Genomic DNA, 23,132 nt, shown 5'->3' with positions numbered 1-23,132 from the left:
GATTCGACCGAGTCTAATGTTCCCCCGCTGCCCTTGGTCATCGGGCGGTGCGTTCTGCGTCATACCGGTGGCCGTCCCGGGACGGATACGCGACAATGCCCGGCCCGCCGGGGCTCCGGGACGCGCGACGCCCGTGATCCCGGACACAGCGGCCACCGTTCGGGCCCGGTCCGTACGCCGTTCGCTCCCGCGGTCCGTACACCGCGACCCCGGGTCCGTACACCGCGACGCCCGGCCCCTGCCCCGGGACCGGGCGATGAGGTGACGGGTGTCACCGGTGGCCGGGATCAGGCGCGGCCCGCCGTCCTCTGGGTCCTGCGGGTGACCGAGTCGATCACCACGGTGGCCAGCAGCACACCGCCGGTGATCATGTACTGGATCGGGGTGGCGATGCCCTCCAGCGCCAGACCGTACTGGATGGACACGATGACCATCACACCGAGCAGCGCGTTCCAGGTCCGGCCGCGTCCGCCGAAGAGGCTGGTGCCGCCGATGACGGCCGCGGCGATCACGTTCATCAGGAGGTCGCCCGCGCCGGCGCTCTGATTGGCGGCGGCGATCTTGGACGCCCAGAACAGTCCGCCGATCGCGGCGAAGGTGCCGGCGACGGCGAAGACCGAGATCCGTACCGCCGTGACATTGATACCGGCCCGCCGGGACGCCTCCACGCTGCCGCCGAGAGCGATGATCATGCGGCCGTAGGCGGTGCGGCGCAGCACGAAGTCCGTCGTCACCAGCACCGCCAGGAAGAGCACGAGGGCCAGCGGCAGTCCCTTGTACTGGTTGAACACGAAGGCCGCCGCGAACGCGATCACGGCGAGCAGCGCCGTGCGCAGCACGATGTCGGCCGGCGGGCGGGAGGGGATGCCTGCGGCGGCGCGGCGGCGGCTGTCGAGGAGGCCGGAGCAGAGGAACACGGCGACGGCGACGGCGGCGAGTCCGTAGGCGGCGGCCACATCGGTGAAGTAGTACGTGGTCAGCCTGCCGACGACACCCTCGCTGTCGATGTTGATCGTGCCGTTCTCGCCGAGGAGTTGGAGCATGAAGCCGAGCCAGAACAGCAGTCCGGCGAGGGTGACGGCAAAAGCGGGGGCGCCGAGCCGGGCGAAGAAGAAGCCGTGCAGCGCCCCGATGGCCGCGCCGCTCACCAGGGCGACGGCGACGGCGAGCCATTCGTTCATGCCGTGGGTCACGGTCAGCACGGCGACGATCGCCCCGGAGACACCGCTGACCGAGCCGACGGACAGATCGATTTCGCCGAGGAGGAGGACGAAGATGATGCCGACGGCCATCATTCCGGTGGCGACCATGGTGACGGCGATGTTGCTGAGGTTCTCGGCGGACAGGAAGTGGGAGTTGAGGGTCTGGAAGACCGCTCCGATGAGGATCAGGCCGATGACGACCGGGAGGGAGCCGAGGTCACCCGCGCTCAGCTTCCGCTGGAACTCAGAGAGATAGCCGGCGAAGCCCTCTTCGCGCACCAGGAGCCGGGGGTCGACCGCGGTCACGGCGGCCGTGGCCGCCTCCGTGTTGACGACGGGTGCGCGGTCGGCCCCGGAGGCGCCCTCGGGGGTTTTGTCGAGGTTCATCTACAGCCCCTCCGCGTCGCGCGCCGCCCGGCGGGTCACGGCGTTGTCCGTGGCGCCGGTGATGGCGGAGATGATGTCCTCCTGCGAGGTGGAACGGACGTCGAAGACGCCGTTGTTGCGGCCGAGGCGCAGGACGGCCACCCGGTCGGCGACCGCCTTGACGTCGGCCATGTTGTGGCTGATGAGAATGACGGCGTGGCCGCGCTCGCGCAGCCGCTCGACGAGGTCGAGGACCTGGGCGGTCTGCTCGACGCCGAGGGCGGCCGTGGGCTCGTCCAGGATGACGAGCCGGGGCTCGCCCAGCATGGAGCGGGCGATGGCGACGGTCTGGCGCTGGCCGCCGGAGAGCGAGGCGATCGGGATACGGACGCTGGGGATACGAATCGCGAGGGTGTCGAGGAGTTCGCGGGCGCGGCGCTCCATCTCGATCTCGTCGAGGATGCCGTGTCTGCGGATCTCCCGGCCGAGGTAGAGGTTTCCGACGACGTCGATGTTGTCGCAGAGCGCGAGGTCCTGGTAGACGGTCGCGATGCCCAGCGCCCGGGCGTCGTGGGGCCGGGTGATCGACACCGCGGCACCGTCCCACTCGATGACACCGCCGTCGACGGGGTGCACTCCGGCGATCGTCTTGACCAGGGTGGACTTTCCGGCGCCGTTGTCGCCCACGAGGGCGACCACCTCGCCCGAGCGGACCTCCATCTCGACATCGGTGAGCGCCTGGACGGCACCGAAGCGTTTGGAGACCCCTCGCAACGCCAGCACGGGCGCAGCGGACACATGAACCATCTCCTTCGCCGCCTGACCGGCGGGGGCGCCGCGCCGGGGTGGGGCGCGGATGCTGAGCAGCAGGGCAAGAGAGACAAGCGGGTCGTCCGGCACCCCGCCGGCAGCGGGGTGGTTGGGCCGGGGGGCGCCGGACGAGCTGGGGGCAGCCCCCGGGGCCGGGGGCGTGCGGTCGGAGGGTGCGGCCTTGTGCGGTACGGGAATCCCGGGGCGGATGTGGCTCTGGAGGCGGCTCGACCGCGCGGGGTCTCGGGGTCGTCCAGTGGGGGCAGGGGGGTGCGGATCGGGGGTGTGATCAGCCGCTAACGGAGGCCGAGCTTGTCGCAGGCCGCCTCGTACTTCGGGGTGCAGATCTCGGCGACGGTGTAGATGCCGTCCTTGAGGACGGTGTCCTTGATGTTGTCCTTCGTCAGGGAGACGACCGGGACGAGGACCGACGGCACGCCCTTGGTGGTGGGGCTGTCCACGGTGTCCCGGGCGACGCTGCCGAGCTTCCCGCCCTGGGCGAGCGCGACCGCCATCTCGGCGGCGGCGTCCGCCTCACCCGCGTACGGCTTGTAGACGCTGGCGAACTGCTCACCGGCGATGATGCGCTGTACGGCGGCGAGTTCGGCGTCCTGTCCGGTGACGGGCGGCAGCGCGGCGAAGCCGGCGGCCTTCAGGGCGGTGATGATGCCGCCCGCCATACCGTCGTTGGCGGAGTAGACCCCGATGATCCGGTCCTTGCCGAGCGCCGAGATCGCCGCCTCCATATTGGCGTTGGCGTTCTCCGGCTTCCACTCCTTGGTGTCGTACTCCTTGCCGATGTCCACCTTGCCGTCCAGTTCGGAGTGGGCGCCCTTCTTGAACAGCGCGGCGTTCGGGTCGGTGACCGAGCCGTTCATCATCACGATCTGGCCGTCCTCGGCCTTCGGACCGAGCGCCGTCAGCAGCGCCTTGCCCTGGACCCGGCCCACCTCCTCGTTGTCGAAGGAGGTGTACGCGTCGATCGGCCCCTCGGCCAGCCGATCGAACGCGACGACCGGGATACCGGCGCCCTTGGCCTTCTTCACCGCGCCCGCGATCGCCTTGGAGTCGACCGCGTCCAGGATCAGCACATCGACCTTGTTGGTGATCATCGTGTCGACCTGCTGGGTCTGGAGCGTCGCGTCCTGCTTGGCGTTGGCGTAGACGATCCGGCCCTTGCCGTCGGTCAGTTCACTGATCTTCTTCTCGATGAGCGGCTTGTCGAACTTCTCGTACCGTGCCGTCTGGTTCTCCGGCAGCAGCAGTCCGACCGTGATGTCGTCCCCCTTCGCGCCGCCCGACTGCTTCGCCTTGTCGCCGGACTCCTTCGCACTGCCGCAGGCGGTGAGCATGGCGGCCATCGCGGTGACCGCGGTGGTGGCCGCGGCACGACGCAGATGTGCGTTCATCTGGGCAAACCTCCCTGACGGGGCCGCGCCGGTGCGGCCGAGGTGGCAGGCAGTCAACTCGGCCCCGCTGTCAGCGTCAAGGAGTAAATCCTTAACGAGATGACAACGGTGCCATGTGTTCTCTAAGTGAAGGCTTTGGCCCCGCTGGGTGGCTCATATCCGAGCAGGGTGGAATCACCCGTCTCGCTCAGCGCCAGGGCCAGCGCGCCCAGGACCCCGGCCCGTCCGCCGAGCGCGCCGGGCACCACCACCAGATGTGCGGCGGCGCTGGGGATCGCGTACCGGGCCACGGACTCGCGGATGGGGCCGAGGACCAGCTCACCGGCGTCGGCGAGGGTTCCGCCGAGGACGACCCGGCTCGGGTTGAGCAGATTGCACAGGCTGGCCACGGCGCTGCCGATGTGGCGGCCCACATCGGCGACGACCCGGCGGCAGCCGGGGTCACCGTCGCGGGCGAGCGCGACCACGCGCTCCATCGTGATGCCGGGCCCGTGCGAGGAGTACAGCAGCGGCAGGACGTACCGGGCGGCGGCGAACGTCTCCAGGCAGCCGCGGTTGCCGCAGCGGCAGACCGGACCCGACTCGTCCAGGGTGATGTGCCCGATCTCCCCGGCCGTGCCGCCGGGCCCCCGGTAGATCCGGCCGCCCATCACCAGCCCGGCCCCGACACCGCTCGCGACCTTGATGTACGCGAGGTCGCGCACCCCCCGGCCGCCGCCCCAGACGAGCTCCCCGAGTGCGCCGAGATTGGCGTCGTTGTCGACGTGGACGGGGACACCGAGCCGCCCGGACAGCTCCTTGCCGGGGTTGACCCCGGTCCAGCCCGGCAGTATCGAGGGGGATCCGAGGGTGCCGGCCTCCCCGTCGACGGGTCCCGGCACCCCGAGGCCGACGCCGATCACCTTGTCCCGGCCGGTCCCGGTCGCCTCGATCAGCCGGGTGACCAGGTGCTCCGCCCGGTCGAAGCCGTCCGCGGCCGAGGCGTCCACATCGAGCGGCTCGGACTCCTCGGCCAGCACCCGGTGGGCGAGATCGCCGACCGCCACCCGCAGATGCGTGTGGCCGAAGTCGACGCCGACGACCACGCCCGCGTCCCCGCTGAGCGACACGCTGCGCGCCCGTCGGCCGCCCGCGGAGGTGGGGGTGACCTCGACCGTTCCGCTCTCCTTCAGCTCCCGGACGATATTGGAGACCGTGGCCGCCGACAGGCCCGTACTCCGCGCGATCTCCGCCTGCGTCAGCGAGCCCGCCGTACGAACGGCCCGGACGACCCGTTCCAGATTGGCCCGGTGCAGCGATGTCTGCGATCCCGGAGTCTCCATGGCTGATCCACTCCTGCTCCCGGAGGGCGGCACGACGGCCGTCCTCCGGCCGGAAATCCTCGTTGGATCTCCGGCATTCCTCCAACTTGTGAACTCCAACCTCGCTGTCCAGGGGTTATCACGTCAAGACCTTGACCGAGAAGGGGGTGGGAGCAGGGGTCCCGGGCACGCCGAACGCCCCCCGGTGGAGTGATCCACCGGAGGGCGTTCGTCCAAGGGCGGCCCCGGGTGCGCGGCCCGGCGCGCGGGGCGCCGACCGCCCGGCGCCGGCTGTCGGCCCCGCTACTTGAGCGCGCCTGCCGTCAGTCCCGCCACCACCTGCCGCTGGAAGATGATGTACGCCGCCAGCACCGGCAGCATCGCCATCACCAGACCGGCGAAGAGGCCGGACCAGTCCCCCTTGTACCCCTGGCTCACCGCCAGCTGCACCAGGCCCTGCGAGAGCACCTTCTTCTCCGGCTCCGTGTTGAGCACGGTGGGCAGCAGATACTGATTCCACTGCCCCAGGAAGTTGAAGATGCCCACGCTGATCAGCCCCGGCTTGGCCATCGGCAGCATGACCTGGAAGAACGTCCGGGTGTGCGAGGCCCCGTCCATGAACGCGGCCTCGGCCACCGAGGTCGGCAGCGTACGGAAGAAGGCCGTGAGGAAGAAGACGGTGAACGGCAGCGAGTACGCGATGTACACCAGGATCAGACCGTGCAGCGTGTTCAGCAGGGCCATGTTCTGCAGCACGTAGAACAGCGGCACCAGCGCCAGGATGACGGGGAAGCTCATCCCTCCGATGAAGAGGAAGTAGATGAAGCGGTTCCCGGGGAAGTCGAAGCGCGCGAGCACATAGGCCGCCATCGACCCGAACAGCAGGGTGCCGATGAGCGAGCCGCCGACCACCAGGACGGTGTTCAGGAAGTAGTCGCTCATGTGCGCCTCGCTCCAGGCGCGCGACCAGTTCTCGAAGTGCAGCTTGTCGGGCAGCGCCCAGGGCGACGAGAAGATCGCCCGGTCCGTCTTGAAGGAGGTCATGACCGCCCACAGGAGCGGCAGCACGACCATGATCGCCCAGATGATGAGGACGCCGTGGGAGAAGACGTTGAGGACCGAGCCCCCGGTCTTCTGCCCGGTGGGCTCACCCGGCTCGTGAGCCGCCGTCTTCATCACATGGCCGCCGTCTCCTTCGACGTCGGTGTGTGCGGTGTCAGTCGTCTTCATCAGTACTCCAGCCGCTCGCGACGGCCGAGCCGCATCACCACAGCCGCGAAGAGCAGCGTGACGATGAGCAGGGCGACGCCGATCGTGGTCGCGTAGGCGGCCTGGCCGTCCCGGAACGCCTTCTGATACACGTACAGCGGCATGACGATGGTGGAGTAGTCGGGACCACCGCCGTTCGGCCCCACCGTCATGATCTGTACGACCGCGAAGGACTCGGCGCCCAGCGCGAGAATGCCCATGTAGATCCACCCGGACTGCACGGTGTCCCAGAGCAGCGGCAGGGTGATCTTGAAGAAGGTCGTGAAGCGGTTGGCGCCGTCCAGCAGCGCGGCCTCGTAGAAGTCCCGGGGGATCGAGGCCATGCCCGCGGAGAAGAGCACGACGAAGAAGCCGACCGTCGACCAGACCAGCACGGCCATCACACACATCAGCGCGAGATCGGGGTCCCCGAGCCAGTCCGGCTGGACGCTGTCCAGCCCGACCGCCTTCAGCGCGGAGTTGATGGCGCCGTCGGCGGGGTTGTACGCGAACTTGAACAGCAGCGCCACGATCGCGATCGACAGCACCTGGGGGAAGAAGTACACGATCTTGTAGAAGGACGAGCCGCGCACCCCGGCGATCGCGGCGCCCCTGCGGCGTCTGCCGCCGACGTTGAGCATGAACGCGAAGAACAGGGCGATCCCGACCGTCAGCACCGGCAGCACCACCGCGAAGGTCAGGCTGTGCTGGACCGACTTCCAGAAGACGTCGTCGTCCAGCATTTTGGTGTAGTTGTCGAACCCGACCATCGAGAACTCCGGGCTCAGCCCGCTCCAGTCCGTGAAGGAGTAGTAGATGGACTGGATGAACGGCCAGATGACGAACAGCGCGTAGAGCGCCAGGGGCACCACCAAGAACCCCATGATGAAACGGTACTTGCCGTGTTGCATTCCTAACGACCCCGATCTTCCTGCGGGCAGCACCGCCGGTGCCGTGTGGAGAGCCGGGGCCCCGCTCCCGGTCGGCGGACGGGGCCCCGGCCGAGGATCACTGGTGCTTGTACTTCTTGACCGAGTCGTCCTTGGCGGCCTCGTCGGCGTAGCCCTGGATCCTCTTGATGGCCTCGGCCGGGGTGATGCGGCCGGCCATCATCTCGCCCAGACCGGCGACGCCGATCTTCTCCTTCTGGAGCGCCACGTACCAGTCCTGCATACGCGGATTGAGCACATTGGTGCCGGCCTTCTCCAGGGCGGCGACCGCGGACTTCAGGCCCGGGGTCAGCTCGATGCCGTCGGTGCCGCCGTTGAACGCCGTCAGGGACTTCACCGACTGGGTGAAGTTCTTGGAGGAGGCCTCGCTGAGCATGATGCGCAGCTGCTCCATCCCGCCTTCCTTGTTCTTCGCCTTGGCCGGGACGATGAACGGCTCGCCGCCGGAGGCCCAGATGGTGCCGAACGGCATCTTGTCCCCGCTGTCGATGCCGGTGGGCGCGGAGACGGCCAGGTTGAAGTCCTTCGGCATCGTCTTCGCCGCCTCGTTCTCCACCCAGGAGCCGTTCGGGAGAAAGAGCGCCTTGCCCTGGGTCCACTGGGTCTGCGACTGGATGTGGTCGAGACCGGGAGTGCCCTTGAGGATGTACCCCTTCTTGAACAGCTCGTAGTAGGCCTCAAGACAGGTCTTGACCGCCGGGTGCTTCCAGGCGTTGGGCTCCAGGTTGTCGATCGCGTCGAGGACCTCGGGACCGCCGACCTTGCCGATCATCGGATAGAGCGAGAAGGGGATGTAGTACGGGTGGACGCCCGCGTAGGTCCAGCCCGCGATGCCCTTCTTCTTGGCCTTCGCGCAGACCGCCAGCATCTCGTCCCAGGTCTCCGGGTACTTCGCGTCGAGCGAGTCGAGCAGCTTCTGCGAGTACCAGGTGCCGTAGACGGTGTAGGCGTAGTAGAGGATCCATACGGGGGCGCCGTCGAACTGGCCCATCTCCACGATGCCCGGGCGGAGCGTGTCACGGACCTTCTTGTTCGGGTCGTCGGCGGAGGCGGCGTCCAGCAGCGGTGTCAGGTCGGTGAGCTGCTTCTTGCCCACGAGGACACCCATGTCCATCTGCTCTTTGCCGGAGTTGTCGATCAGGTCCGGCGGGTTGCCCCCGTTGAACCGCGGCTGGAGCTCGCTCTGGATGAGCTGGGTCGCGTGGAACTTGACCGTGGCCTTGGGGTAGTTGGTCTCGTAGACCTTGACCGCGTCCTTGGCGTACTGCTGGCCGAAGCCCCCGTCGAAGAGTACGAAGTCGAGCGGGGCGGACTCATTGACCCCGAGCGGGTTCTTCGCGGTCTTCTTTCCCTTGTCGACCGAGTCGTTGTCCGAGCTGTCGCCGCTCGCGCAGGCCGACAGGAAGCTCATCGTCGGAACCGTCAGCAGGCCGAGCGCCGCGGAGCGCTTGATCAGATCACGGCGGCCAAGGCCCTCATTGTTGTGGGAGGAGGTGGATCCCATGCTCAAGTCCTCGCCTTCATTCAGGACTCAGGCGGTGAACAAGTCGCCCGTCCGTCTCGCCTTCAGGCGAAGGGCCCCGCCACCGCGGTCGATTGCTGTGCTCTCCCGCGGCTCTCCCGCGCGAAATCATGAAGCTTGGGTTGTGCACCGTTCGACAGCGGAAACGGTTCGAGAGCAGCAGACGTTACGCGCACGGCTGCCCGCTTCTCCATTCCCCCTGGCCCGAGCAGCATGTGCAACAGCAGCCCGGACGCCGACAGGTATAGTCCACTTCCCTTCGGCGGAGCAAGATCGAAAGCAATGTTCGACGGCAGTCTTTCCCGAGTTGAGACCTCCCGGATACCTGGGGACGGCGCCCGGAGAGCCATATCTTGATCATTCTTGGCGGAATGGCCGATTCCAGCAGTGACGCCACGTCAACACCCTTGACACCGCATACCTCTCGACCCCCTAATAGAACTTTCCCAACGGGATGACAACGTTGTCTGAGCCTAGTTTTCCTGGAAGGCAGGCCCGTGTCGGCCGAACCCGGATCCCCCGCCCCCGACCCCGTCCACCGCGCCACCACCGGCACCTCCCCCGCCCTTCTGTACGGCAGCCCCGGTGGCAGCCACCTGCGCCCTGGCGGCCGACGGGTCCGCCGGCCGCCGTCGACCAGCCCGTGACCTCGGCACTTCTCCCGCCTCCGAACACAAGTCCAGCTCCGCGCCCGATTCCCGCGAACGCCCGCCGGACCGGCGCAATACCGGGGAAGTCGGAGCGGACGGAAAGAAGCGGCCATCCGGTGCCAAGAGCGACTTCACCCTCGGAATTTCGGGCAATGCCACCGACAAGGCCATAGAAGTACGCGCCAGTGGCGAAAACACTGCGGCGGATGAGGCCACGGAGTATGTGGCCGATCTTCAGCCAAGAACAAAATGGCCGGAGTTCGACCCCGAGTCCTGGCCGGAGTTCGACCCCGATGCGCCCGTCAAGGTGGCCGCATATGCCAGGACGCCGACGAACGACTTCGTTTCCCGCGCCCCGGGGGACGGCCACGGAAGGGGCTCCGCCGACGGGCAGGGACCGGAATGTCCCGAGACCCGGGAAGGCGAGAGCTCGACGGCGCGTTTTCAGCCGAAAACCGATGACATCGGCGATCCCTCACCGGTCATGGCATATGCGCACCACCGGCTGGAGATCACCGGAACAACGGCGCCGATCTCACCCGATTAGCGGACATGCGGTTCTCCGGCGGCGATCGGCCCCCGCCACCGCCCGGCGGCATGCGGCGCTCCCCGGCGGACCGAGGCCCCCCGGCTCCCCCACCGCCGAGGCGGACGCGCGCTTCGGCGCCGGATGCGGGCGGCACGCGCGGGCGTTCGCCGCCGGCCGTGAGCCGAAGCTCCGGACGGGTGGGCGGACCCGGGTGCTCACGGCCGCGGGACCGGGCTCCTGGGGGCCGTACCGGCGGGGCGACCCGGGCCGGGGCCGGGCCGATCCCGCAGCACGTACGACGATGGGCCGCACCCCGGGGGGTGCGGCCCATCGTCGCGCCGGCCGTCAGCCGCGGATCAGGTTCCGCAGGACGTACTGAGACATGCTCCCGTTACACGGTAGTTCTGCAGGATTTCGAGGACGATGGCGTTCTGGCCAATGATCCTCGCATCAGATCGCCACAATGACCATGGTTTCCGGGCGTGGAGAGCGCATCTGGCCGAGTTTTCCTACCGCTAACGCAGCACCTCGACACGCGCGGCACGGCGAGTCAACGTGCTTCATTGGCGATTGTTGTCGGTGTGAGGTCTCAGGAGATGCTTGACCGTTTGTGCTCTGGACATGGTTGACACGTTCGGCTGAACGTCCGCTATCCCCCAACTGCCGGTGCGGCAGGGGTGTGCTTCCGTCGGAGTCGTGGATATACAGCAGTTGGCCTAGTATCGCTACCGGGCTGTCCGCGATGTGCTCGGCGGGTCTGCGATCGGTGAGGTCGCGGCCCGGTACGGCACCTCGCGCCAGACCCTGCACAGCTGGCGGCGGCGGTTCGAGCAGGAGGGCATGCCCGGTCTGCTGGATCGCTCCCGTCGGCCGCGGAGCAGTCCCACGCGCCTGTCCGCCGAGGTTGAGGCCAAGATCTGCGAGCTGCGCCGCCTGCATCCCCGGTGGGGTGCCCGCCGGATCTCCCACGAGCTGTCCGGCCGTGGGCTGGAGTCGGCGCCGTCGCGGGCAACGGTCCACCGGGTGCTGTCCCGCAACGGCGTGGTCCGCGCCCAGGAACAGCAGCATCCACGCAAGTACCGCCGGTGGCAGCGTGAGGCACCGACGCACCCGTGGCAGATGGACCTGGCCGGAAGGAGGCAACTGTCGGGTTCATCAGCTGCAGCAGCCGAGAACAGCGGCGATGTACCACGGTCAGTCCGACACTCGGCACGCACGACCGTGAGCGTATAACACGCCCACAATCAGAGCGCCTCGCGAACACGATGGCCGCGCCACCCGGCCTCTGCGGTCGTACTCGAGGATCTCCGGAAGGCGGGAGCCGCCAAGGCCGAGGGCGCGCCTCCTCTGTCATAGGCGCAAGTCGACCTGATCGTCGCCATCCTGCGCCAGGCAGGCTCTCAGACCAGTACACGTCATGCACGCGGAGCGCCACACCGGCCAGCTGGAGGGCCGCAGGAGCGGTACTCGACACCGGCGGAACAGGGTGCGGTCACGCTCTTCTCGCGTTCACGCTCACCCAGCGCCGCAGCGTGAGCCCGCCGGTCTGGTTCTCCCTGATCGCGACCGAGACGGACTACTACCGGGGTGGCACCGGCGATGCTGGTGATCGCCGGATGCGCGCTCACCGACGATGTGCGACGCTGCGACGCCCGCCTACTTCGTCTCGTTCGGGTGGCTCGTGTGCACCTGCTCAAGGAAGACCGTGCGCTCGTGGACGTAGAACCAGATGCGCGCGGTGCCCTTCGCAGTCGGTTTGTGCTGCCACCGCTCATGGGTCGCGCCGCCACGCTCGATGACGCCGAGCTCGCCCTTGAGCCGATAGTTCGTCGGCGTCGTGGACAGTGGCGTCCGCGTGAGGAAGTCCCAGGTCTCCGTCATGGGGTTGCGGATCGTCGCGACGAGGTCGCGCCATCCCTTCTGCGCGTCGGCTGTGGCGAAGCGGATCTCGTACTCGATCTTCTTCGGAGGGCGAGGAACCAGCTCGCCCTTCCTGGCGGCCGCCACGGCTACGGACGCTCCACGGTCTCATCGTCGTCGAGCCACTCCAGACCGGCGCTGCCGCTGCTGAGCCCGGCCGCGACGGCGGTGGCCGTCTCCTTCCAGGAGGTCAGCTCTCCGATCGCGAGGCGCGGCTGGCTGGTGGAGAACGACGCGCGCGCCGCATCGACGAGGTCCTGCGCGCAGGACTCCCGGTCGGCTGGCGACAGCGCGAGCATCCAAGGGAATGCCTTGGACATCCGCTCGGCGAGCGAGCCGCGGTCGTCGAGGGTGACGGTGATGAGCTGCGCGGCAAAGTTCAGCAAGCGGGCACGACCCTCGGCCTCGCGCTGCGACATCAGGACCAGAGCCTCGCCGTCGCGCCGGGTCACCGTCACGGGGTGATCCTCGGCCTCGGCGAAGACCTCGGCGGAGTGCTTGCTCAGGTCCGAGGAGCGCCGAGTCGCCACGGGGAGGTCTGCTGCGGTGGTCATGGATCCATAGTATTCGGAACGTATTCGGAAGTCCAGTGGAAACCGCGGAGTGCGTGCGCCAGACTCGACCTCCGGATGCGGTCCGATGTCAGATCTCAGCCTTCCTCGATGCTTGGATCAGACCCGAACGCACAGCCGGTCGATCGTCGAGATGGGGAGCGGATTTACAGAGCCGCCTACCAGCCGTGCATAAAGCAGGTCGCGGGTCTCGTCCGTGGGCAGCGCTGGTGCACATCCAGGGGATCGACTACCGGGCCCGCAGCGCGGAAGAGCGCGCTGCGAAGGAGAGCAATGGAGGCTCCACGGCATGAAGTACAAGAACGAAGCCGAGATCATGCGCGCGCTCGGGATCGACACCTGGAGGCACCTCTCCAAGGAGAAGATGGTCAGGTTCGCGGCCATGATGCCTGACATGGACACCGAAGTGGCCATGAAGATCGTCGAACAGTTCCCCGAGTTCAGGAAGTTCGCCACGGACGCCTTCGGCGCCATCGAGAAGGCCCACGAGGCCACCCTCGCGGACGGCAGGCACAGCCTGGATCAGGTCTACCAGGCCCTCCGGGAGAACCGGGAGATCTTCGAGCGGGAACTCCGCAGGGACGACCTGACCTGGGAGCAGAGGAAGCACCTCCTCGAACTCATCCAGGAAACGGCAAGACTTGCTTCTCAGAAGGACACCGAGCACAAACGCCACGTGGACGGTCTGCTGAGGAAGACCATGGTCGGTGTCGGTTCCGCGCTCGCTCTGGGTGTGGTCTTCGTCGGAGGCCGGATCCTGGCCCAAGGCAAGGAAGAACCCGATGACTCCGGGGAGTCGTGAGACCTGGCGGGCGGCGCCGTCCCGTGATCTCGGTGACCGTCTCGTCGACCGGGCCGCGCCGGGTTATGACCCCCGCTGAGCGCGAGGGCGTTGTCAGTGGTGTGCGTCAGACTCGGAACACGGCACACACCCGTGCCGGCGGTCTGTCCACGCACCTCACTCCTCTCCACCCGCAAGGAACGGTCATGGCACATCTGCACAAGCAGTTCGACGACCTGCTCACCCTGATCAACGTAGATCCCGACGTCCTCACGGCGACGCGCGAACGTCTCGCGCTGGCCCGCACGTTGGCCGAGCAGCACCCCGAGGGCCGTACGTCGTACAGCTCGGGTTCGATCCCCGTGGGCACCCACATTCAGCCGCACGCCGGAGCGGTCAGCGACGGGGACGGCGGGATCATCCTGGACCGTGTCCGGCACCCGGAGCTCGGTCCTGACGGCGAGGGGGAGGCCCCGCACACCGTCACCGACGAACTCGTCGCGTTCATCGGTCCGAGGCTCCGCGACCCGGAGCGCACCCCGTCCTACCCCAAGGCGCGGGTGTGCACCTCCCGGCGGGGCCTCAAGATTCACTTCGGCGCTCCGGTCAACGGCACGGATGTCACGGTCGATCTCATCGTAGCGCTGCGCCGCCGCGAGGGGCGCGGGCTGTGGATCCCCGACCTGGAGCGGGCCCCGGGCTCCAAGAAGTCCTGGAGTGCCAGCGACCCCCAGGGCCACGTGAAGCTGCTGACGTCCGGCGCCGACGCCCTGCGGCGCACCCGGCGCCGCGCCATCCGCATCCTCAAGGCGTGGAATGCTCAGGCCACGAAGCCAGGCTTCTCCTCGCACCAACTCTCCGTGTGGGCCTACGAGTTCGTCGAGCCGAGAATGGGCCTCGTCGGCGCGGTCCACACGGTGCTGCTGGAGGCCGCCCTGCGCCTCCAGCGCGGAGAGCCGACCAAGGATCCGCGCTCCGTCTCGCCCGACCTCAAGCCGCTGATCCCCGACGCGGACGCCGAGCGGCGGCTGCGGGTCGCCGCCGACAAGCTCGCGAGGGCCATCGCCGACCCCGACGACATCGACACGGTGGCGGAGGTCCTGGAGCACCTCTTCCCCAAGACGATGCGTGAACGCGAGCGCGCCTTCTCCGCCGCCTCCATTCCCCTGAGTACCACCGCCAGCCTCGGTCTCGCGGGCGCGAGCCTGCTCCTCCCCAAGACGCGCTCGTGGCGGGAGGAGACGGCCGTTGAGCGGTGACCGGCGTCCCGCGCGCCGTCCTTGGTTCGCCCGTCCCATGGCCCGCGCCGAGCTGCTGACCGGGATGCGCTCGACGGGGCTCGACGTGCGCGAGGTTGACAGGCCCGCCGACTTCGCGTCCGGGTTCACCGTCCACGTCTACCCGCACGTGCGGATCCTGCCCTCGCACAGTCTCCGCATCGTCTTCGCCCCCGACGATCCGGCAGTCCCCCGCGTCCACGCACGCGGACCCGACTGTCCCGCCCACCGCAACCCCGACGGTTCCCTGTGCCTCTGGTACCCGAAGGACGCGCCCTCGCGCCGCTGGTCACCCGGTGACGGCGGGCAGCTCCTCGTCGCGATCATCGTCCGCCATCTGCGCTGGGAGTCTGCCTATCGCGCCACCAGCATCTGGCCGGGCTTCGAAGCACCCCACGGCCACGGTTCGCCGGGCCTCGACGAACAGGACCAAATCATTGGCTGACGCGATCAAGGCCTTCGGCCCCTACGCCGCCGTTCTCGCCGCACTCGTGACCGGCCTGATCCTCGGCGTCCAGGCGCGGATCAGCCGCCGCGCCCAGCTGCGGGAGCGGAAGCAGGAACTGTTAGCGAGCGCGTACGAGGTGAGCATCCAGTACGCGGAGATGGCGTACGCCGTGCGGCGGCGCCGCGCGGACGCCGCCGCCGAGGAGCGCGTCCGCCTGTCGGAGCAGCTGCGGGAGATCCAGGCCAGACTGACCTGGCACGAGGCGTGGGTCCGCTTCGAGGCCCCGGAGGTGGGCGCCGCGTATGACGAACTCGTCGCCCGTACGCGGACGGTGGCCGGGCGGAGCATGAAGGATGCGTGGCTCTCGCCCCCAGCGGCGGACGACACGGCGATGGTGATCCCGACGTCGGTCGTCGACCTGCGGGCGCTGGCGGATGTCCGCGAGCGGTACATGGCCGCGGTGGAGGCGCACCTTCGCCCCCGGGGCCGCGCCCTCCGCCTCCTCCCGCGCGTCCCACGCCCGCGCCGCGCCATGCCACCCCCACCCGCGCCTGCTCCCCCGGCCGCTGGGACGGCCCCCGGTGCTCCCGGCGGCCCCGCGGGCGGGTCGCCGTGAGACGAAATGCTCGTACGCCCCCGTCCCAAGCCCCTCTCCCTGACCTACAACCTTCACCAACTCCTCCCGCCGGAGGCAGTTGACCACACACATACGCGCATTCCGTCCCACCCTCGCCCGCAGCACCAAGAGGCCCGCCATGACCGTGACCCTCGGCGACCTCTCCACCACCCTCCTCGCCGCCTCCGACGGCGGGCTACTGCGGTTGTCAGGGCGCTCGCCCACGCCTCGTAGTACGCGGCGGCGAGCCCTGCGGCGGCCACCAGAACCAGTACTATCCATTCTCGTCAGCATCGCGTCACGCATGACGGTCGAGCAGCTCAGTCTCCAGGCGGGGGGTGACGTGCATGCTTTCAAGATGCAGACGTTGCGCCTCCTGGAAGCGGTGCGCGCCGGGGAGCACGCCGCGATTCGCGAAATCTACGATGGCCTCGACGGTCTCGACACGGCGGCACTCGACCGGGATAGCGAAATCGGATGGAAACGACTTTCCCAAGCCGACATCGCCTCCACGGTCAGTATGGCGCTCCGCAGCGTTTGAGCTGCTCACGCTCTCCCGACTCAGGACGGCGCCAACCTGAAAGACCGACAGCGACTCCGGGCTTCCTGCCCCTACGGAGCGGACTGGCTGTTCTCAGACCTCCCGGGGATCTTGCCGGTCGAGCGCAGCCAGCACGCGAGTCGGATCGTCCATCAGACCGAACAGGCCGCTGGTCCGTCGCGCCCACTGCTCTGGCTCCTCTCCCTCCGCGAACTCTGCAGCCGACACGAACTGGTCCTGGAGGTTGACCGGCAGTCTGCCAGCCAGGGACGCACCGAACTCTCGGCCCAGGACGGCTCGCGGCGATGACGGCCGCTTGAAGCGGGCCAGCTTGCCAGTTGCCGGGACGACGGCGCCGCTCACGCCCTCGAGAGCCGCGACGGCATCGCGCACCCAGCCACCATCCCAGGTGTCGGAGAGCGGAACCGCGATCCGCTGAACACTAGCGATCGCGTCCCTCCCCAGCACGAGCGAGAGCCCTCCCGGATCCTCGTGGTAGTTCAAGTAGCGGGCAACGTCGACGCCTGGCGGGCAGACCTCGTCGAGCACGACTTCGCCGACGAAGTTGCCGGGGTCGACGAGCCACCCCTCCCGCACCACGACGGATGGCTTCAGACGGACCCGATACAGATAGAACTGGCTACGCTGGTCGGCCTGGTCACGGATCCGACGCAGCACGTTGTGGACAGCGGCCTCGAACGTTCCGACGTGAAGGGCCTTCGCCCGCTGGCGCGCGGCCCACGCGGAAACCCGCTGCTCTCCGCCCACCATCCTGCGGGTCTCGGGAGTCAAGACGGCTGCCGGGTCGAAGTCCCGCGTCGGCCAGTCCGGCTGCGTGCTCGTGTGGTACCAGGAGAACTGCGCGACCCTGTCGTCGTCGAGCGCTGGGTCGCCGGAGTCGAGCGTCACCCGAGGCGAGTCCTCGTGCTCGCAGGTAATGCCGCAGCCGGGGCAGGTCTCCTGCGCCTGCTCCCACCGATCGATCCAGTCCAGTTCGACGCACCACCGATGATCGCAGCGCCCACAGAGCATCTGCCGCTCGCGCGTGAAGTCGATCCGCCGTTCCACGACACCATTCTCCGGCAGCGTCCGACGGAGAACCAGCCTCAGCCGAGGTCTCGAAGCCGCCCGAACTCCGCTTCCGCGGCATCTGCTTCGTCGCGGAGCGACGGCGACGACACGCAGCTGCAGCACATCGCCGAACGGCTCTCGTTCGCCACCCGCTCGCAGGAACAGAAGAACCCCGCACCTGGTACAGGTGCAGGGTTCTTCGTCGTCGTAGGATGCTCAGCTCCACCCCAGGAACAGATCGCGTGGGTTCATGGTCGCCCGCGCACCTTCCGCCCCGTCGAGCGCGAGCGCCCCGCCCTCTGCGCGAGATGCAGGGACGGAGCGCTCGTTCACATCAGGTCAACTACCGACAAGTTGACGAAGTACGTACTGCATGATGCCGCCGTTGCGGTAGTAGTCCGCCTCGCCGGGGGTGTCGATACGGACCACCGCGTCGAACTCCACACCCGTGTCGGTGGTGACCTTGACCGTGCGCGGGGTGGTGCCCTCGTTCAGCTCGGTCACACCGGAGATCGAGAAGGTCTCCTCACCGGTCAGGCCGAGGGACTCGGCGGTCGCGCCCTCCGGGAACTGGAGCGGCAGCACACCCATGCCGATGAGGTTCGAGCGGTGGATGCGCTCGTACGACTCGGCGACGACGGCCTTCACACCGAGGAGCGCGGTGCCCTTGGCGGCCCAGTCGCGGGACGAGCCGGAGCCGTACTCCTTGCCCGCGAGGATCACCAGCGGGATGCCCTGGTCGATGTAGTTGCGCGAGGCGTCGTAGATGAACGACACCGGCGCCCCTTCGGCGGCCCGGGTGAAGTCGCGGGTGAAGCCGCCCTCGGTGCCCGGCGCGATCTGGTTGCGCAGCCGGATGTTGGCGAACGTGCCCCGGATCATCACCTCGTGGTTGCCGCGGCGCGAGCCGTAGGAGTTGAAGTCACGGCGCTGGACGCCGTGCTCCGTGAGGTACTGGCCCGCCGGGGTGTCGGCCTTGATGGCACCGGCCGGGGAGATGTGGTCGGTGGTGACCGAGTCGCCCAGCTTGGCCAGCACCCGGGCACCGGCGATGTCGGTGACGGGGGTGGTCTCCATCCGCATGCCCTCGAAGTACGGGGGCTTGCGGACGTAGGTGGACTCGGCGTCCCACTCGAAGGTGTTGCCGGTGGGGATCGGCAGCGCCTGCCACTGGGCGTCGCCCGCGAAGACGTCCTGGTAGGACTTGTTGAACATGTCCTCGCCGATGGCGTTGGCGACGACGTCGTTGACCTCGGCCCCGGTGGGCCAGATGTCCTGGAGGTAGACCGGCTTGCCGTCCTGGTCGATGCCGAGCGCGTCGCGCGTGATGTCGACCTTCATGGAGCCCGCGAGGGCGTAGGCGACGACCAGCGGCGGGGACGCCAGGTAGTTCATCTTGACGTCGGGGTTGATCCGGCCCTCGAAGTTGCGGTTGCCGGAGAGCACCGAGGTGACCGCGAGGTCGTGGTCGTTGACGGCCTTGGAGACCTCCTCCGGCAGCGGGCCGGAGTTGCCGATGCAGGTGGTGCAGCCGTAGCCGACGAGGTTGAAGCCGACCTTGTCGAGGTAGGGGGTGAGCCCCGCCTTGTCGAAGTAGTCGGTGACGACCTTGGAGCCCGGGGCGAGGGTGGTCTTCACCCACGGCTTGCGGGTGAGGCCCTTCTCGACCGCCTTCTTGGCCACCAGCGCGGCGGCGACCATGACGTACGGGTTCGAGGTGTTGGTGCAGGAGGTGATCGCGGCGACGGTCACGGCGCCGTGGTCGATCTCGTACGTCGATCCGTCGGGGGCGGTCACCAGGGTCGGCCGGGACGGCACGCCGTTGATGGAGGCGGGCGCGTCGGAGGCCGGGAAGGACTCCTTGCCGGCCTCGTCGTCGTCGTCCACGTAGTTGCGTACGTCCAGCTTGAACTGCTCGGCCGCGTTGGCGAGGACGATGCGGTCCTGCGGGCGCTTCGGACCGGCGATGGAGGGGACGACCGTGGCGAGGTCCAGCTCCAGCTTCTCGGAGAAGTCGGGCTCGGCGGCCGGGTCCAGCCAGAGGCCCTGCTCCTTGGCGTACGCCTCGACGAGCGCGACCTGCTGCTCGCTGCGGCCGGTGAGCCTGAGGTAGTTCAGGGTCTCGCCGTCGATCGGGAAGATGGCGGCGGTGGAGCCGAACTCCGGCGACATGTTGCCGATGGTGGCGCGGTTGGCGAGCGAGGTGGCGGCGACGCCCTCGCCGTAGAACTCGACGAACTTGCCGACGACGCCGTGCTTGCGCAGCATCTCGGTGATCGTGAGGACGAGGTCGGTGGCGGTGGTGCCGGGGGTCAGCTCACCCGTCAGCTTGAAGCCGACGACACGCGGGATGAGCATGGAGACCGGCTGGCCGAGCATCGCGGCCTCGGCCTCGATGCCGCCGACGCCCCAGCCCAGCACACCGAGGCCGTTGACCATCGTGGTGTGCGAGTCGGTGCCGACGAGGGTGTCCGGGTACGCCTGGCCGCCCCGCACCATGACGGTACGGGCGAGGTGCTCGATGTTCACCTGGTGGACGATGCCGGTGCCGGGCGGGACGACCTTGAACTCGTCGAACGCGGTCTGGCCCCAGCGCAGGAACTGGTAGCGCTCGCGGTTACGGCCGTACTCCAGCTCCACGTTCTGCGCGAACGAGTCGTGGGTGCCGAACTTGTCGGCGATGACGGAGTGGTCGATGACCAGCTCGGCGGGGGCGAGCGGGTTGATCTTCGCCGGGTCGCCGCCCAGCTCCTTGACGGCCTCGCGCATGGTGGCGAGGTCGACGACACAGGGCACACCGGTGAAGTCCTGCATGATCACGCGGGCCGGGGTGAACTGGATCTCCTGGCTCGGCTGCGCCTGGGAGTCCCAGCCGCCGAGTGCCCGGATGTGGTCGGCGGTGATGTTCGCGCCGTCCTCGGTGCGCAGGAGGTTCTCCAGCAGCACCTTCAGGCTGTAGGGAAGGCGCGCGGAGCCCTCGACCTTGTCCAGCCGGAAGATTTCGTACGACTCGTCACCCACGCGCAGCGTGCTGCGGGCGTCGAAGCTGTTCGCCGACACGACAGTCTCCTTCATCAATGGCGCGTACTACGTCCATGCTGCCGCCATGGCCCCTCATCGATCCGCTAAGGTAGGGCTTAGTTAGGTAACCCTTACCGGGATGGCGACTGCGGTACGCCCGGGCAGTTATCTCGATGTCGAGATAACTCTAGTACATCGGTGCGGTCCGGTCATGCCCGGGAGATGTGTGCTGCGCCTCCGCCGGTGTGCGCGCGTAGTCCGTGTAGCCCCGTGCGCCGTGGGTGTAGAGGCGCTCCGTGTCGATCGCGCCGAGGGCCGCGAGAGCGGGTGGCCGTGGCGTCCGCCGTGCATGAGCTGGGCATGGATCCGTCCGCCCGCGGCGTGGACGGCCTCGGTGACGGCCCGCCGCCCCCCGGACGTGGTCGGGCGTTTCGCGTCCCGGCATCCGCCGGCCCGCCTGGCCGCGGCGGCTGCGCCAGATCCCCTCGGTGACGATCAGGCCCGCGCTCGCGCGGTCTCCCGGGCGGCACGGTGCCCGGGGCGCCTTCGCCGGCTCCGGAGGAGTACGGACAGGGGCGTCCCGGCGGCCGACGGGCCCGGGAGCCCCCGAGCCGGTCCGCCGGGAGAACCGACCGGCCGGGGGAACCACTGAGCCGGTCCGCCGGGGACCCGCCCGTCGACGGGAGCCGGAAGCCCGTCCGCACGGGACACACGGGACGCTGAAGGACACTCGGGACATCCCGATGCCGACGGACCCGGCCGGCGGTGGCCGGTCAGCTGCGCAGCGGCGACTTCGACCTTCAGCTCTCCGAGTTCCGCGCGGAGGGCGAGGATCTGGGCGGCTCCCGAGCCCGGTGTACGGGAGTCGGGCCGCTCGGGGAGCCGGTGTACGGGAGCCCGGTGCGCGGGGCCCCGTCGGGTGGGCGCCCACCGCCCCGGGAGCCGGTGTGCGGATCGGGTGCGCGAGGGCTCTACGTCCCCGCCGTGCCGCGGGCGTTGCCGTGACCCGTGACCAGTAGGAAGACCAGCGCGAGGGCGGCCAGGGCCGCGCCGAGGCCGTACACGGCGGAAATCCCCGCGGGGAGCGCGGCGCCGCCGAGCAGGGTGCCGAAGGCGATGCCGGCGTAGATCCCGGAGGAGTTGAGCGAGACCACCACGGGTGCCTCGGCGGGCGCGGCCGCGATCAGCCGGAACTGCTGGGGCGGTGTCTGGCACCAGGCGCTGCCGCCCCACAGCAGCACCAGCGCACCGGCCACCGCGGTCAGGGAGATGTCCGCCGCCGCGAGCAGCCCGAGCCCGGCGAGCGAGGCCGCCATGACGGCGTATCCGATCCACAGGACCCGTACGGGCCCCCGGCGGTCGGTGCCGTATCCGGCGAGGACGTTGCCGATCACGGCGCCCACCCCGTACAGGAGCAGCATCCAGAGGACCCACGGCCCCGGCACTCCGGCCCCGCGCAGGGCGGGGACGCTGTAGGCGTACGCCGTGTAGGCGGCGCCCATCCCCAGGACCGTGAGCGGCAGCACGGTGAGCACGGCGGGCCTGCGCAGCACGGTGAGCCGGGTGCGCAGCGGCACACGGGGGCCGCCGGGCAGCGCCGGCAGGCTGAGGCGGATCCCCGCCGCCGCCAGCAGGGCGAGCGTGGCCACCAGGCACAGCGCGGTGCGCCAGCCCAGGGTCCGGCTCGCGAGGCTGCCGAGAGGAACGCCCAGCGCGGTGGCGACGGTGAGCCCGCCGGTCACGACCGCGAGGGCACGGGCACGGAGTCCGGGGCGGACGAGTCCCGCGCCCACCGCTCCGGCGATGGGGGTGTACGCGGCGGCTCCGGCGGCGGCCACGACACGGGTCGCGATCAGCACCGGCAGGCTGGGCGCGAGTGCCGAGCCCACGTTCCCGAGGGCCAGCACGAGCAGCGCGCCGACGAGCAGGGTCCGGCGGGGCAGGCGTGCGGTCACGGTGGCGAGGACCGGTGACAGCACGGCGTACGCGACGGCGAACACGGTGATGGACTGCCCGGCCGCGGCCTGGGAGACGTTCAGTTCATCGGCCATGGACGGCAGGAACCCGGCGACGATGAAGGCGTCGGTGCCCACCGCGAAGGTGCCGAGGGCCAGGATGAACGTCGAGGACAGCCCGCGGGCGGGGGGCTCCGCGCCGGAGCGGGGTGACGACCGGGGGGAAATCGAGACATCGGACATCCAGATTCTCCAGAGACGTGTGCGCCTGGTGGGTGCTGGTGCGATCAGCGGCTCAGGCGCTCGTAGTGACGGCGGATGCGGACGGCCGCGGTCTCGGGGGTGACCTCGATCATGTGGGCCAGGGTCTGGGCGGCGAGTTCGCGCCGCCAGGCGAGTTCGGCCCGCCGCATCGCGGTGGCGATGCCGCAGGGCAGACGGAAGTCCCGCGCGGGCGCCTCCGCGCCCGCTCCCCGCTGCCGGATCTCCGTGCAGCGAAAGGGGTCCTCGGGTCCTTCGACGGCGGTGACCACGTCCAGGAAGGTGATCTTCTCGGGCGGGCGGGCCAGCAGGAACCCTCCGCGCGCGCCGGCGACCGAGGAGAGGATCCCGGCCCGGACGAGGGCCTGGAGGCGCTTGTTCAGATACGCCTGCGGCAGGTCGAACAGCTCGGCCAGCCTGGCGGTGGGCACCGGCCGGTCGTCACCGATCCACGCCAGCGCCAGGCAGCAGTGCAGCCCCCACTCGACACCCTCGGACATCCGCATAATCTGGATGCTATCAGTCCAGATTAATGCGCCCGCGATGCCGGGACCCGGCCCCGGATCGGCACCCGAACACCGGACCCAGCCACGGCCCCGACCCCGGCCCCCCCCCCCCGCCGGGGGTTTCGCCCACGGGGGGGTGGTGCCGGTGGGGCATGAGCCGCCGGGTAACGGGGAGG

At 69.2% G+C, this 23,132-nt stretch carries 19 protein-coding genes and 1 pseudogene; 7 read left to right on the top strand and 13 right to left on the bottom strand.

From position 1 onward, the window contains the following. Positions 1 to 287: 287 nt before the first annotated feature. The 7 genes from ACFYT4_RS09210 to ngcE form a co-directional block, all read right to left on the bottom strand. Entirely contained in the window at positions 288 to 1,589 is a 1,302-nt protein-coding gene (locus ACFYT4_RS09210; RefSeq protein WP_389266853.1) for a sugar ABC transporter permease, read from the bottom strand. Beyond that, positions 1,590 to 2,375, bottom strand: a complete 786-nt coding sequence (locus ACFYT4_RS09205; protein WP_389266851.1) for an ATP-binding cassette domain-containing protein — start codon at positions 2,373 to 2,375, stop codon at positions 1,590 to 1,592. It lies immediately after the preceding gene. Between the two features lie 299 nt (positions 2,376 to 2,674). Beyond that, on the bottom strand, positions 2,675 to 3,787 hold the full coding sequence (locus ACFYT4_RS09200; protein WP_389266849.1) for a substrate-binding domain-containing protein: 1,113 nt from the start codon (positions 3,785 to 3,787) through the stop codon (positions 2,675 to 2,677). A gap of 122 nt (positions 3,788 to 3,909) precedes the next feature. Next, on the bottom strand, positions 3,910 to 5,109 hold the full coding sequence (locus tag ACFYT4_RS09195; RefSeq protein WP_389266847.1) for an ROK family protein: 1,200 nt from the start codon (positions 5,107 to 5,109) through the stop codon (positions 3,910 to 3,912). Between the two features lie 282 nt (positions 5,110 to 5,391). Further along, positions 5,392 to 6,318 (bottom strand): carbohydrate ABC transporter permease, encoded by a 927-nt coding sequence (locus ACFYT4_RS09190; RefSeq protein ID WP_389266845.1) that lies wholly within the window; start codon positions 6,316 to 6,318, stop codon positions 5,392 to 5,394. After that, entirely contained in the window at positions 6,318 to 7,247 is a 930-nt protein-coding gene (locus ACFYT4_RS09185; RefSeq protein WP_389266843.1) for a carbohydrate ABC transporter permease, read from the bottom strand. Before ACFYT4_RS09185 ends, ACFYT4_RS09190 begins: the two co-directional genes overlap by 1 nt. 97 nt (positions 7,248 to 7,344) lie before the next feature. Further along, on the bottom strand, positions 7,345 to 8,790 hold the full coding sequence (ngcE, locus tag ACFYT4_RS09180; RefSeq protein WP_389266841.1) for an N-acetylglucosamine/diacetylchitobiose ABC transporter substrate-binding protein: 1,446 nt from the start codon (positions 8,788 to 8,790) through the stop codon (positions 7,345 to 7,347). A gap of 603 nt (positions 8,791 to 9,393) precedes the next feature. Between ngcE and ACFYT4_RS09175 the strand changes: the two genes are divergently transcribed. Together ACFYT4_RS09175 and ACFYT4_RS09170 are read left to right on the top strand one after the other, a co-directional pair. Then, the gene (locus ACFYT4_RS09175) at positions 9,394 to 10,005 is read left to right on the top strand and encodes a hypothetical protein (RefSeq protein WP_389266839.1); all 612 of its coding nucleotides are present in this window, start codon (positions 9,394 to 9,396) and stop codon (positions 10,003 to 10,005) included. A gap of 717 nt (positions 10,006 to 10,722) precedes the next feature. After that, positions 10,723 to 11,220, top strand: a pseudogene (locus ACFYT4_RS09170) (helix-turn-helix domain-containing protein); the annotation flags it as partial. Positions 11,221 to 11,643: 423 nt separating this feature from the next. Here the strand turns inward: ACFYT4_RS09170 and ACFYT4_RS09165 are convergent. Both ACFYT4_RS09165 and ACFYT4_RS09160 read right to left on the bottom strand, forming a co-directional pair. Beyond that, positions 11,644 to 11,994 (bottom strand): hypothetical protein, encoded by a 351-nt coding sequence (locus ACFYT4_RS09165; protein WP_076094230.1) that lies wholly within the window; start codon positions 11,992 to 11,994, stop codon positions 11,644 to 11,646. Between the two features lie 2 nt (positions 11,995 to 11,996). Continuing rightward, positions 11,997 to 12,461: a prevent-host-death protein gene (locus ACFYT4_RS09160; RefSeq protein ID WP_389266837.1), complete on the bottom strand. Its 465-nt coding sequence runs from the start codon at positions 12,459 to 12,461 to the stop codon at positions 11,997 to 11,999. Between the two features lie 307 nt (positions 12,462 to 12,768). On the opposite strand from ACFYT4_RS09160, the gene ACFYT4_RS09155 reads away from it, so the two are divergent. The 5 genes from ACFYT4_RS09155 to ACFYT4_RS09135 all read left to right on the top strand — a co-directional run bounded on the left by ACFYT4_RS09155 (position 12,769) and on the right by ACFYT4_RS09135 (position 16,142). After that, a complete protein-coding gene (locus ACFYT4_RS09155) occupies positions 12,769 to 13,281 on the top strand; it encodes a hypothetical protein (protein WP_389266835.1) in 513 nt (170 codons plus the stop codon). 185 nt (positions 13,282 to 13,466) lie between these two features. Beyond that, positions 13,467 to 14,519 (top strand): hypothetical protein, encoded by a 1,053-nt coding sequence (locus ACFYT4_RS09150; protein WP_389266833.1) that lies wholly within the window; start codon positions 13,467 to 13,469, stop codon positions 14,517 to 14,519. Then, positions 14,509 to 14,982 carry a hypothetical protein gene (locus ACFYT4_RS09145; RefSeq protein WP_389266831.1) on the top strand — a complete coding sequence of 158 codons (474 nt, stop codon included), beginning with the start codon at positions 14,509 to 14,511 and terminating at the stop codon, positions 14,980 to 14,982. The genes ACFYT4_RS09150 and ACFYT4_RS09145 overlap by 11 nt, the downstream gene beginning before the upstream one ends. Further along, positions 14,975 to 15,601, top strand: a complete 627-nt coding sequence (locus ACFYT4_RS09140) for a hypothetical protein (protein WP_389266829.1) — start codon at positions 14,975 to 14,977, stop codon at positions 15,599 to 15,601. The genes ACFYT4_RS09145 and ACFYT4_RS09140 overlap by 8 nt, the downstream gene beginning before the upstream one ends. Before the next feature lie 139 nt (positions 15,602 to 15,740). Beyond that, entirely contained in the window at positions 15,741 to 16,142 is a 402-nt protein-coding gene (locus ACFYT4_RS09135; RefSeq protein WP_389266826.1) for a hypothetical protein, read from the top strand. Between the two features lie 93 nt (positions 16,143 to 16,235). On the opposite strand, the gene ACFYT4_RS09130 is transcribed toward ACFYT4_RS09135, so the two are convergent. From ACFYT4_RS09130 to ACFYT4_RS09115, 4 genes are all read right to left on the bottom strand, one after another. Next, positions 16,236 to 17,210: a hypothetical protein gene (locus ACFYT4_RS09130; RefSeq protein WP_389266823.1), complete on the bottom strand. Its 975-nt coding sequence runs from the start codon at positions 17,208 to 17,210 to the stop codon at positions 16,236 to 16,238. Positions 17,211 to 17,552: 342 nt separating this feature from the next. Next, positions 17,553 to 20,273 (bottom strand): aconitate hydratase AcnA, encoded by a 2,721-nt coding sequence (gene acnA / locus ACFYT4_RS09125; RefSeq protein ID WP_389266821.1) that lies wholly within the window; start codon positions 20,271 to 20,273, stop codon positions 17,553 to 17,555. Positions 20,274 to 21,205: 932 nt separating this feature from the next. Continuing rightward, positions 21,206 to 22,432, bottom strand: coding sequence for an MFS transporter (locus tag ACFYT4_RS09120; RefSeq protein WP_389266818.1), 1,227 nt, complete (start codon positions 22,430 to 22,432; stop codon positions 21,206 to 21,208). A 44-nt stretch (positions 22,433 to 22,476) separates the two neighbouring features. Beyond that, positions 22,477 to 22,956 carry an RrF2 family transcriptional regulator gene (locus ACFYT4_RS09115; protein WP_389266816.1) on the bottom strand — a complete coding sequence of 160 codons (480 nt, stop codon included), beginning with the start codon at positions 22,954 to 22,956 and terminating at the stop codon, positions 22,477 to 22,479. Between the last annotated feature and the right edge of the window lie 176 nt (positions 22,957 to 23,132).

This window comes from Streptomyces sp. NPDC004609 (genome assembly GCF_042873655.1).
In the GTDB taxonomy this organism is placed as follows: domain Bacteria; phylum Actinomycetota; class Actinomycetes; order Streptomycetales; family Streptomycetaceae; genus Streptomyces.
Note: the sequence above shows the minus strand (reverse complement) of the source record. Positions and strands in the feature narration are given on the sequence as shown.

Bases quoted from the DNA above. Each gene is read 5' to 3' on its own strand.
- ACFYT4_RS09120 (WP_389266818.1), bottom strand. From the start codon at position 22,432: ATGTCCGATGTCTCGATTTCCCCCCGGTCGTCACCCCGCTCCGGCGCG.
- ACFYT4_RS09160 (WP_389266837.1), bottom strand. From the start codon at position 12,461: ATGACCACCGCAGCAGACCTCCCCGTGGCGACTCGGCGCTCCTCGGAC.
- ACFYT4_RS09150 (WP_389266833.1), top strand. From the start codon at position 13,467: ATGGCACATCTGCACAAGCAGTTCGACGACCTGCTCACCCTGATCAAC.
- ngcE (WP_389266841.1), bottom strand. From the start codon at position 8,790: ATGGGATCCACCTCCTCCCACAACAATGAGGGCCTTGGCCGCCGTGAT.
- ACFYT4_RS09190 (WP_389266845.1), bottom strand. From the start codon at position 6,318: ATGAAGACGACTGACACCGCACACACCGACGTCGAAGGAGACGGCGGC.
- ACFYT4_RS09200 (WP_389266849.1), bottom strand. From the start codon at position 3,787: ATGAACGCACATCTGCGTCGTGCCGCGGCCACCACCGCGGTCACCGCG.
- ACFYT4_RS09115 (WP_389266816.1), bottom strand. From the start codon at position 22,956: ATGCGGATGTCCGAGGGTGTCGAGTGGGGGCTGCACTGCTGCCTGGCG.
- ACFYT4_RS09210 (WP_389266853.1), bottom strand. From the start codon at position 1,589: ATGAACCTCGACAAAACCCCCGAGGGCGCCTCCGGGGCCGACCGCGCA.
- ACFYT4_RS09205 (WP_389266851.1), bottom strand. From the start codon at position 2,375: ATGGTTCATGTGTCCGCTGCGCCCGTGCTGGCGTTGCGAGGGGTCTCC.
- ACFYT4_RS09195 (WP_389266847.1), bottom strand. From the start codon at position 5,109: ATGGAGACTCCGGGATCGCAGACATCGCTGCACCGGGCCAATCTGGAA.
- ACFYT4_RS09185 (WP_389266843.1), bottom strand. From the start codon at position 7,247: ATGCAACACGGCAAGTACCGTTTCATCATGGGGTTCTTGGTGGTGCCC.
- ACFYT4_RS09155 (WP_389266835.1), top strand. From the start codon at position 12,769: ATGAAGTACAAGAACGAAGCCGAGATCATGCGCGCGCTCGGGATCGAC.
- ACFYT4_RS09135 (WP_389266826.1), top strand. From the start codon at position 15,741: ATGACCGTGACCCTCGGCGACCTCTCCACCACCCTCCTCGCCGCCTCC.